The 10,239-nt window shown below is 61.5% G+C and carries 9 protein-coding genes; 4 read left to right on the forward strand and 5 right to left on the reverse strand.

Annotated elements, in window-relative coordinates:
- Positions 1-121: 121 nt before the first annotated feature.
- Positions 122-757 (reverse strand): TetR/AcrR family transcriptional regulator, encoded by a 636-nt coding sequence (locus NUV89_RS23790; RefSeq protein WP_257783249.1) that lies wholly within the window; start codon positions 755-757, stop codon positions 122-124.
- 93 nt (positions 758-850) lie between these two features.
- On the opposite strand from NUV89_RS23790, the gene NUV89_RS23795 reads away from it, so the two are divergent.
- The 3 genes from NUV89_RS23795 to NUV89_RS23805 are packed head-to-tail and all read left to right on the forward strand — an operon-like array spanning position 851 to position 5,619.
- On the forward strand, positions 851-1,951 hold the full coding sequence (locus NUV89_RS23795; RefSeq protein WP_257783250.1) for an efflux RND transporter periplasmic adaptor subunit: 1,101 nt from the start codon (positions 851-853) through the stop codon (positions 1,949-1,951).
- Positions 1,952-1,957: 6 nt separating this feature from the next.
- Complete coding sequence (locus tag NUV89_RS23800) at positions 1,958-5,023, forward strand: efflux RND transporter permease subunit (protein ID WP_257783251.1); 3,066 nt, start codon at positions 1,958-1,960, stop codon at positions 5,021-5,023.
- A 2-nt stretch (positions 5,024-5,025) separates the two neighbouring features.
- Positions 5,026-5,619, forward strand: coding sequence for a LysE family translocator (locus NUV89_RS23805; RefSeq protein ID WP_257783252.1), 594 nt, complete (start codon positions 5,026-5,028; stop codon positions 5,617-5,619).
- Positions 5,620-5,684: 65 nt separating this feature from the next.
- On the opposite strand, the gene NUV89_RS23810 is transcribed toward NUV89_RS23805, so the two are convergent.
- From NUV89_RS23810 to plsB, 4 genes are all read right to left on the reverse strand, one after another.
- Positions 5,685-5,909: a hypothetical protein gene (locus tag NUV89_RS23810; RefSeq protein ID WP_257783253.1), complete on the reverse strand. Its 225-nt coding sequence runs from the start codon at positions 5,907-5,909 to the stop codon at positions 5,685-5,687.
- A 195-nt stretch (positions 5,910-6,104) separates the two neighbouring features.
- Positions 6,105-6,794 carry a DUF4197 domain-containing protein gene (locus NUV89_RS23815; RefSeq protein WP_257783254.1) on the reverse strand — a complete coding sequence of 230 codons (690 nt, stop codon included), beginning with the start codon at positions 6,792-6,794 and terminating at the stop codon, positions 6,105-6,107.
- A gap of 22 nt (positions 6,795-6,816) precedes the next feature.
- Entirely contained in the window at positions 6,817-7,218 is a 402-nt protein-coding gene (locus NUV89_RS23820) for a YbaY family lipoprotein (protein ID WP_124526046.1), read from the reverse strand.
- Positions 7,219-7,269: 51 nt separating this feature from the next.
- Positions 7,270-9,780 (reverse strand): glycerol-3-phosphate 1-O-acyltransferase PlsB, encoded by a 2,511-nt coding sequence (gene plsB / locus NUV89_RS23825; protein ID WP_257783255.1) that lies wholly within the window; start codon positions 9,778-9,780, stop codon positions 7,270-7,272.
- 181 nt (positions 9,781-9,961) lie between these two features.
- Between plsB and NUV89_RS23830 the strand changes: the two genes are divergently transcribed.
- Positions 9,962-10,171, forward strand: a complete 210-nt coding sequence (locus NUV89_RS23830) for a cold-shock protein (protein ID WP_017738302.1) — start codon at positions 9,962-9,964, stop codon at positions 10,169-10,171.
- The last annotated feature ends 68 nt before the right edge of the window (positions 10,172-10,239 follow it).

Raw genomic sequence — 10,239 nt, forward strand, 5'->3', positions numbered from 1 at the left:
AGGCTGATGCCGCCTTCGGGAGCAAGCCAGCTCCCACATTTGACCGAGTTCCAACTTTGGAATGTGGTCGAATGTGGGAGCGGGCTTGCTCGCGAAAGCGCCCGCCCAGCCACCGCAATACTCAGGCCCGATAAGCACGCATAAACAACCCCACCACATCCCGCACATGCGCCTCGGCGGCTTCGTCACTCAGCTGCCCGCCACAGCCATACAGCAAGCAGAAATTCGCCGTGCCCTTGAGCAGGCAAAAGAAGTGCTCGGCCGCCGTAAACGGCTTGTCGATGCTCAGCGCGCCGCTCTGGTCGATCTTGCTCAACAGGCGCTCCATGCCCTGCAACATGCGCATCGGGCCGGCTTCGAAGAAAATCTGGGAGAGTTTCACGTCCTGATTGCCGGTGGTCATCATCAGGCGATGCAGGTTCACCGATTCCTCACTGTTGATAAGCCGATGGAACCCCCGCGCGATATTCAGCAACACCGTCTCCACAGGCATGTCGGCGGGCAGCTCGAAGTACATCACCGGCAGTTGTTCTTCGCACGTGGCCACCACGGCCGCGGTGAACAAGGTCTCTTTGTCGGTGAAGTGGCTGTAGACGGTCAGCTTCGACACGCCGGCCTCCAGTGCTACCGCGTCCATGCTGGTACTGGCGTAACCATTGCTCAAAAACAGGACTTTCGCGGCTTCGAGGATAGCCTGGCGTTTTGCCATGTCCTTGGGACGCCCGGGGCTATTGGTGTTGAGAGGATTGTCGGACATTTTCACCTTTAATACTGGACTGGCGAGTTTGGTATTAATAACATACCGGCCAGTATAATTATTCCTAGCTCCATTTGCGAAAGGTCCTTCAGCATGCGCAGCACTTTCCTGCCCCTTGCGTTGCCTGTCAGCTTGGCCATTCTTCTGGCCGCCTGCGGCCATGAGGAAGCGGCCCAGACCGTTATCCGCCCGGCCATGGTCGTGCAACCGCAGCCTTCGGCGCAGGCGAGTGACAGCTACCCCGGCGAAGTGCGTGCGCGCTATGAGCCGGACCTCGCCTTTCGCATCGGCGGCAAAGTCAGCAAGCGCCTGGTGGAGGAGGGCGAGCGGGTCAAGGCCAACCAGCCGCTGGCCGAACTGGACCCGCAAGACGTGCGCCTGCAACTGGAAGCTACCCGCGCCCAAGTGGCCGCCGCCGAGGCCAACCTGAGCCTGGTGCGCGCCGAGCGTGACCGCTACAAGACCCTGATGGACCGTCAGATGGTCAGCCGTTCCCAGTACGACAATTCGGAAAACCTCTACCGATCCGGCGAAGCACGCCTCAAGCAGATCAAGGCCGAATTCGACGTGTCGAGCAACCAGGCCGGTTATGCCACGTTGCGTGCACCGCAGGACGGCGTCGTCGCCAAGCGCGCGGTGGAAGTGGGCCAAGTGGTGTCTGCCGGCCAGACGGTGTTTACCCTGGCCACCGACGGTGAGCGCGAAGTGTCGATCAGCCTGCCGGAGCAAGGTTTCGGTCGGTTCAAGATCGGCCAGCCGGTGTCCGTCGAATTGTGGAGCCAGCCCGACCAGCGTTTCGCCGGGCGTATTCGCGAACTGTCGCCGGCCGCCGATCCCAAATCACGCACCTTTGCCGCTCGCGTCGCGTTCACCGGCGGCAAGGTCCCCGCCGAACTGGGACAAAGCGCCCGTGTGTTCATACAAGCCGACGGCGTGATTCCCCTGTCGGTACCGCTGTCTGCCCTCAGTGCAGAAAACGGCGATTCCTACGTCTGGCGCGTGCAGGCGGACAACACCCTCAAACGCACCCCGGTCCGTATCGGCGCCTTCGGCGAGAAAAGCGTGCCCGTGCTGGAAGGCTTGAGCCCCACGGACTGGGTGATCGCCGCGGGTGTGCATGTGCTCCATGAGGGCCAGCAAGTGCGTCCGGTGGATCGTTCCAACCGGGTGGTGAATCTGGCGGCCAAGGAGTAGTCCCCGATGGGTTTCAATCTTTCCGAATGGGCGTTGCGTAATCGCCAGATCGTACTGTTCCTGATGATCCTGCTGGCGGTTGTCGGCACCTTGTCCTACACCAAGCTGGGACAAAGCGAAGACCCGCCGTTCACCTTCAAGGCCATGGTAATCAAGACCAACTGGCCAGGCGCAACGGCCCAGGAAGTCTCGCGCCAGGTTACCGAGCGCATCGAGAAAAAGCTGATGGAGACCGGCGAGTACGAGCGCATCGTGTCGTTCTCGCGCCCCGGCGAATCCCAGGTCACCTTCATGGCCCGGGACTCCATGCACTCGGCGCAGATTCCCGAGCTGTGGTACCAGGTGCGCAAGAAGATCAGCGACATCCGCCAGACCCTGCCGCCGGATATCCAGGGGCCGTTTTTCAACGATGAGTTCGGCACCACCTTTGGCAATATCTACGCCCTGACCGGCGACGGTTTCGACTACGCCGTGCTCAAGGACTACGCCGACCGCATCCAGATTCAACTGCAACGGGTGCCGGATGTGGGCAAGGTCGAACTACTCGGCCTACAGGACGAGAAGATCTGGATCGAACTGTCCAACCTCAAGCTGGCCACCCTTGGCTTGCCATTGGCCGCCGTACAGCAGGCCTTGCAGGAGCAGAACGCGGTCTCCACCGCCGGCTTCTTCGAAACCCCGACCGAACGTGTGCAGCTGCGGGTGTCGGGTAACTTCAAGACGGTGGACGAGATCCACAACTTCCCGATCCGCGTCGGTGACCGTACCTTCCGCATTGGCGACGTGGCGGACATCCACCGCGGCTTCAACGACCCACCGGCACCGCGCATGCGCTACATGGGCGCGGACGCCATCGGCCTGGCCGTGGCCATGCGCGACGGTGGCGACATCCTGGTACTGGGCAAGGCGCTGGAAGGCGAGTTCGCACGCCTGCAGAAGAACCTTCCGGCCGGTATGGAGCTGCGCAAGGTGTCGGACCAACCGGCAGCGGTGAAAACCAGTGTCGGCGAATTCGTCCAGGTACTGGCCGAAGCCTTGGCCATCGTGTTGCTGGTGAGCTTTTTCTCCCTCGGTGTGCGCACCGGCATGGTGGTGGCGCTGGCGATTCCGCTGGTGCTGGCAATGACCTTTGCCAGCATGTATTACCTCGGCATCGGCTTGCACAAGATCTCCCTGGGCGCGCTGGTATTGGCGCTGGGGCTGCTGGTGGACGATGCCATCATCGCCGTGGAAATGATGGCGATCAAAATGGAACAGGGCTACGACCGGCTCAAGGCCGCGAGTTTCGCCTGGACCAGCACCGCATTCCCGATGCTCACCGGCACACTGATAACGGCCGCCGGTTTCTTGCCGATTGCCACCGCGCAATCGAGCACCGGCGAATACACCCGCTCGATCTTCCAGGTCGTCACGATCGCGTTGTTGGCCTCGTGGGTCGCCGCCGTGGTGTTCGTGCCGTACCTGGGGGAAAAGCTCCTGCCGGACCTTGCGAAGATTCACGCGGCCAAGCACGGTACTGACGGGCCTGATCCCTACGGCACACCCTTCTACCAGCGGGTAAGACGTTTGGTGGAATGGTGCGTGCGTCGACGCAAAACCGTGATCGTCCTGACCTTGCTGCTGTTTATCGGCTCGGTGGCGCTGTTTCGTTTTGTGCCGCAACAGTTCTTCCCGGCCTCCGGTCGCCTGGAGCTGATGGTCGACCTGAAACTGGCCGAAGGCACTTCCCTGAGCAACACCGCCGATCAGGTCAAGCGCCTGGAAGCGCTGCTCAAGGAACACGCCGGCATCGACAACTACGTGGCCTATGTCGGCACCGGCTCGCCGCGCTTCTACCTGCCGTTGGACCAGCAATTACCTGCGGCGAGTTTTGCGCAGTTCGTGGTGTTGGCCAAAACCATCGAAGAGCGCGAAAGCCTGCGCACGTGGCTGATCGAAACCCTCAACGAACAATTCCCGCAGTTGCGCTCGCGGGTCACGCGCCTGGAGAACGGCCCGCCCGTGGGTTACCCGGTGCAGTTCCGCGTGACCGGCGAGCACATTGAAGAAGTCCGCGCCCTGGCGCGGAAAGTGGCGGCCAAGGTTCGCGAAAATTCCCACGTGGTCAACGTGCACCTGGACTGGGAGGAGCCGAGCAAGATCGTCTACCTCAATATCGACCAGGACCGCGCACGCGCCCTTGGCGTGAGCACTGCCAACCTGTCGAAGTTCCTGCAAAGCTCGCTCACCGGTTCCAGTGTCAGCCAGTACCGGGAGGACAACGAGTTGATCGAGATTCTTCTGCGCGGCACCGTGCATGAGCGCACCGAGCTGTCGTTGCTGCCAAGCCTGGCGGTGCCGACCGACAACGGCAAAAGCGTGGCGTTGTCGCAGATCGCCACCCTGGAATACGGCTTCGAAGAAGGCATCATCTGGCACCGCAACCGCCTGCCAACGGTGACCGTGCGCGCCGATATCTACGGCAAGGAACAACCGGCGACCCTGGTCCAGCAAATCCTGCCAACCCTTGAAGGTGTGCGCGCCGAACTGCCGGATGGTTACTTGCTGGACGTCGGCGGCACGGTCGAAGACTCCGCGCGCGGCCAGAATTCGGTGAAAGCCGGGGTGCCGTTGTTCATCGTGGTGGTGCTGACATTACTGATGCTGCAACTGCGCAGCTTCTCACGCACGGCGATGGTGTTTCTGACGGCGCCGCTGGGCCTCATCGGCGTGACGCTGTTCCTGCTGGTATTCCGCCAGCCCTTCGGCTTTGTGGCCATGCTCGGCACCATCGCCTTATCGGGGATGATTATGCGCAACTCGGTGATCCTGGTGGATCAGATCGAACAGGACATCAAGGCCGGCCTGGCGCCATGGCAAGCCATCATCGAAGCCACCGTCCGACGCTTCCGCCCGATTGTGCTCACAGCCCTTGCGGCGGTGCTGGCGATGATCCCGCTGTCCCGCAGTGTGTTCTTCGGGCCGATGGCCGTGGCGATCATGGGCGGGTTGATTGTGGCGACGGCGTTGACCCTATTGTTCCTGCCGGCCCTGTATGCTGCGTGGTTCCGAGTGAGGAAGGACGTCGCGTAATCATGTTGGCCACTGTTTCAGCCCTGATGTTGTTATTGCTTGCCCCTGGCCCGACCAACACCCTGCTGTTTCGTGCAGGCGTGTTGTTCGGCTACCAGGCGTCCTGGAAGCTCGCGTTTATCGAGTGCCTGGCCTACCTGCTGCAAGTCTCGGTGTGGGGCGTGGCGCTGCTGTACCTGGCGGCGTTCTCGCCGTGGGCGCTGAAGGCGACGCAACTGGCGGCGGCCTGTTACCTGCTGTATGTCTCGTACACGCTCTGGCAGCGCAAGAACAGCACCGTCGATGCAGGCGCTGACCGTTTCTCCGGGCCGTATTTCTTCTGGCTGACGGTCATGAATCCCAAGGGCCTGCTGATCGCGTCGTTCATCGCACCCGCCAATGCGTTTTCCACATTGCAAGGTTATGTCGGCTTCATGGCTACGCTGGCGCTGGTGGTGATACCGGTAGGGTCTGCCTGGATTGTGCTGGGCAGTCGTTTCGAAGGGATTCAAAAAACCTGGCTGACGCCGTTGAAGATCAACCGGGCGACGTCCGTGGCGATTGGCTGCTTCGCGACGATCATGATGGGACGGCTGGCTGACTCGGTCCTTCACTGAGGCATTTACATGCCGATGCAAAGGGCGCTCCAGGAGCAGGGAACGTTACGCCCATGACACTCCACTCAGATTTGCCTGATGGACAGGCACAGGTTCTGGCTTTGCTGGTTGGCGGCCAGGCCTCTTTCATTGAGTTCATGGAGTGTCACATGTCGTTTTTTACTGCGATTGCAGCGTTCAAAGGTGCGTTTCTCGGCGCTTTGCTGGGCAATCAACTGCCTGGCAAAGGTTATGAATCGGCTGCGCCACAGAGGCCAGGGTATGGAAAACTTTGCCAGCATCACACCCACTCGACTCCGCCAGGTTACGGCCATCCCCTTCCCGGCAGGCCCGGGCAGAATAAACCGTATCCACAGGTGGGCTTTGAGCACCCGTTGCCGAGCCGACCTTTGTATCCGCTTTTTTCGTTGAATCGCTAAGGGACTAGCGTAAGACAGTTGCGCCCAAGTCCCTTGCGAGCGGCTTGGGCGCACTGAGTGAGTGGGTTACAGCGCGCCAAACACCTTCTTCGCCAAACTGGTGGCTGCCGCTGCCGGGTTCTTGCGAATGGTCTCTTCCTGCTGCGCAATCATCTTGAACAAACCATCCAGCGCCTGCTCGGTCACGTAGTTCTCGACGTTGGCACTTTTAGCATCCACTGCACCAAACGCCGCCGCCTTGCCGGCCAGGGCGTTGTACTGCTGGGCCACGCCGACCTTGTCGGTGGCCGCTTTCACGATCGGCAGGAACTTGGCGCGGATCTGTTCGCGGCTGCTTTTGTTCAGGTACTGGGTGGCCGAGTCCTGGCCACCGCTGAGGATGCCCTTGGCGTCGGTCACGCTCATGTTTTTCACGGCGTTGACCAGGATCGGCTGGGCCTGGGTCACGGCGGATTCCGCGGCCTTGTTCATGCTGGTTTCCAGTTGCGTAACCTGGTCACCCATGCCGAACATTTTCAGCTTGTCAGCCACTTTGCCCAACTTGCCCGGTAGGCCGATCTTCACGTCGGGGTTGTTGCTGAAACCACCCGGCACCCCCAGCTGTTTCACGGCGATCTGCGCGCCTTGGGTCAGTGCGTCCTTGAGGCCGCCGGAAGCGTCGCCTTGGGACAGGCTGGAGAGGTCCAGCGCCATGGCGTTGGCCCCCAGCAGCAGGCCGGCACACAGGGCAGTAAAGCGAAGGGAGTTACGGAGCATGGGCGCTTCCTTTTGATCGAGTTCAGTGGGCCACAGCATCGACGCGCAGGCGCAGCGGTTGCGGGTCCTGGCCGTTGAGCTGCACAGAGTGCCGTTCGGTGGTGATAAACATTAGCTTGCCATCCACTTCGATGCGAGCGCTGACCGAGTAGCTGTGGCCGGGCTTGACCTGGGCCGGGTCGTAGCTCAGGTGGAACGGCAGCGGCACCTGGCCTTTGACCGGGCCTTTCTGCTCGGCGAGGGTCACCGCCGGTGCGTCGGCCAGGGACACGTCTTGCAGGCTGACGCTCAAGGTGGCGGTGGGCGGCAGGGCGATGCGTTGCAGGTAGAACACTTCGCCATCGAGGCTGGCCTTGGGGGCGGGCGTCATGGTTTGGCAGGCTCCGAGCAGGGCGGTGAGGCCGAGGAGGATGATCTTTTTCATGGTGCAGCTCCTTGTCAGCGGCGCCGGAAACAGCCCGGCACCTTATTCAATCTAGCGGTTTTCTTCAGGTTGGAGAGGCTCGGATTCGACCGGCGTGTCGTCCACGCGGTGCAACGCGACCTGGCGGATCGACAGGCGAATTTCCGCCGGCAACACGCGCTTGGCCGCGCCTTCGGCCAGTTCGCCGAGCAGGTCGTGGTAGCTCAACTTGCCGGCTTCGTCGCGGCGCAGCACATCTTGCTCCAGCAATGTCTGGATAAAATGTCGGAAAAGGCTCTTGTCGAAGAACTCCGGGGCGTTGAGGCCATGCAGGATCGACAGGCGTTGGGCCATCACCGTGCACAGGTCCTCCAGTTCTTCGGCGCTGATGCTGTTCTGGCCGCTGTTGAGCAGCAGCGAGATCGCCATGTAGAAGCGTTGCAGGGTCTGGGCGATGCTCTTGGACAGCAACGTCAACAACACAAAGTGCCGCGAGCTGGGCGCCGGGCGCAGGAACACGTTGTTCTCGAAGCGCAGCAGGCCTTGCTCGACAAAGGCGTCCATCCATTGATCGACGACGGTGTCCAGTTCCTCCAGCGACCAGCGGATAAACAGCTCCGATTGCAGGTACGGGTACAGCGCGTGGGTGTAGCGCAGGATCTGTTCGCGGCTCATGCGCGAGCTGCTCTGGAAGAAACTCGCCAGCAACGCCGGCAACGCGAAGATGTGCAGCACGTTGTTGCGGTAGTAGGTCATCAGGACGGCGTTCTGCTCGTCCAGGTACAAAATCTTGCCGAGGGCGTCGCTCTGTTCCGACAGCAGGTCCATGTCCTTGACGTGTTTTATCAGCGCCAGGCCATCACCTTCGGGCAAGGTTGTGTGGGGCGAGTAGGGCACGCGGCGCAGCAGCGCCAGGTACAGGTCCAATTGGCGCGCCATGGCCTGTTCATCCAGGGCCAGGCGCGTCGTGGACAGCAGCGCCAGGGCCACCAGGTTCACCGGGTTCACCGCAGCGGCTTCGTTCAAGTGGCGGGCCACCTGTTCGCCGAGGCGGTTCGTGGTTTCGTTGAGCCAGGCCGGCTTGTAGTTCGGGCCCAGCTCCTGGCTGCGCCAGTCCGGTTGTTCGTTGTCGAGGAATTCCGCCAGCTTGATCGGCTCGCCGAAGTTGACCGCAACTTGGCCAAAACGCTGCTTGAGCGCGCCGACCACCTTGAAAATATCGAAGATCGATTCTTTCTTCTTGCTCGCGCCGCGCAGTTCGCCCAGGTAGGTGCGGCCTTCGAGCACGCGTTCGTAGCCGATATACACCGGCACGAACACGATGGGCATGCGCGAGGAGCGCAAAAAGCTGCGCAGGGTGATCGCCAGCATGCCGGTCTTCGGTTGCAGCATGCGCCCGGTGCGCGAGCGCCCGCCTTCGACGAAGTACTCCACCGGGAAGCCCTTGGTGAACAGGGTGTGCAGGTATTCGTTGAACACCGAGGTGTACAGCGGGTTGCCCTTGAAGGTGCGGCGCATGAAAAACGCACCGCCACGGCGCAGCAGGCTGCCGATCACGGGCATGTTCAGGTTGATGCCCGCGGCGATGTGCGGCGGGGTCAGGCCGTTCTTGAACAGCAGGTAGGAGAGCAGCAGGTAGTCGATATGGCTGCGGTGGCACGGCACGTAGATCACCTCGTAGCCCTGGGCAACCTTTTGCACACCTTCGATGTTATTGACCTTGATGCCGTCGTAGATCTTGTTCCAGAACCAGCTCAACACCACTTCGAGGAAGCGGATCGCGGTGTAGGTGTAGTCCGAGGCGATCTCGTTGCCATAGCGCAGGGCCTGGGCCTTGGCTTTTTCCGGGCTGATTTTTTCCCGTTCGGCCTCATCGAGGATGGCCTGGCGCACCAGCGGCATATTGACCAGGCCTTTGACCAGGTTGCGCCGGTGGGACAGGTCGGGGCCGATCACGGCGGTCTTCAGGTTGCGAAAGTGCACCCGCAGGATCCGTTGGGCCATGCGCACCGTGCGTTCGTGGCCTTTATTGTGCTCGATCAATTCACGCAGGTTGATAGGCGCGGAGAATTGCACGCGAGTCTTGCGCCCCAGGATCAGGATGCTCAGAAAGCGCCGCAGGCGCCCGGTGACCGCCCAACTGTCGGCAAACAGCAGCTTCCACGGGCTGGACTCGCTCTCGGGCGACTGCCCCCAGAACACGCTGACCGGAATGATTTGTGCATTCTCTTCGGCGTGCTCGCTGAGGGTGTTGACCAGGCGGGTCAGTGTGGGCGGTGCGCCGCGCTTGTCCTGGCGGCCGAGCCAGTCCGGCTCGGGCGTGAGGTAGAAGAACGCCGCAGGTTCCATCAGCGGCCCCACCGCGACCGGCAGCACCGGGCGCGGCAGGCCGGCCTTGGTGCACTCGGCGTCGACCACGGCCAGTTCGGTGAGGGAGGGCGATTGCAGGACGTAGAACACCGGCCGGCTGCGGTCCAGGTTGAGGGTAAGGGACGACTGGTTGATCGTCTCCGAGCGAACCCAGAGGTACAACAGTCGGCGCAAGGTGCCAAACACCAGACGGCGGAACGGGGAGCGGGTCATAGGCGTGCTGCTTCAAGTGGGAAAAACCGAGCAGGCGCTCGGGCGGGTAGTGTGCCGTATTCGCCGAAAATCGGCAAAAAAGCAGCGATGTAAACTTGAGTTGATGGTTTTTGAACCTGTCTTATACTCGGCAGTTCAATGCGAGCGACTCAACAATAAAAAGCATGTGGGAGTTAAACAGATGGCAACGCGCGAAACCGGCAATGTGAAGTGGTTCAACGATGCAAAGGGTTACGGCTTTATTCAGCGTGATGATGGCAAGGATGTGTTTGTGCACTACCGCGCCATTCGCGGTGACGGCCACCGCTCGCTGGCCGAAGGCCAACAGGTGGAATACGCCGTGGTGACCGGCGAGAAGGGGTTGCAGGCGGAGGATGTGGTGGGGCTCTGAGAGCACCGCTGAACCCATGTGGGAGCGGGCTTGCTCGCGAAGGCGGTGTTTCAGTCACAATAGATGTT

Origin of the sequence: Pseudomonas sp. 18.1.10 (assembly GCF_024655625.1) — a bacterium.
GTDB lineage: Bacteria > Pseudomonadota > Gammaproteobacteria > Pseudomonadales > Pseudomonadaceae > Aquipseudomonas.

Coding starts and splice junctions, on each gene's coding strand:
- NUV89_RS23830 (WP_017738302.1), top strand. CDS start 9,962: ATGGCAACGCGCGAAACCGGCAATGTGAAGTGGTTCAACGATGCAAAG.
- plsB (WP_257783255.1), bottom strand. CDS start 9,780: ATGACCCGCTCCCCGTTCCGCCGTCTGGTGTTTGGCACCTTGCGCCGA.
- NUV89_RS23805 (WP_257783252.1), top strand. CDS start 5,026: ATGTTGGCCACTGTTTCAGCCCTGATGTTGTTATTGCTTGCCCCTGGC.
- NUV89_RS23815 (WP_257783254.1), bottom strand. CDS start 6,794: ATGCTCCGTAACTCCCTTCGCTTTACTGCCCTGTGTGCCGGCCTGCTG.
- NUV89_RS23795 (WP_257783250.1), top strand. CDS start 851: ATGCGCAGCACTTTCCTGCCCCTTGCGTTGCCTGTCAGCTTGGCCATT.
- NUV89_RS23820 (WP_124526046.1), bottom strand. CDS start 7,218: ATGAAAAAGATCATCCTCCTCGGCCTCACCGCCCTGCTCGGAGCCTGC.
- NUV89_RS23800 (WP_257783251.1), top strand. CDS start 1,958: ATGGGTTTCAATCTTTCCGAATGGGCGTTGCGTAATCGCCAGATCGTA.
- NUV89_RS23790 (WP_257783249.1), bottom strand. CDS start 757: ATGTCCGACAATCCTCTCAACACCAATAGCCCCGGGCGTCCCAAGGAC.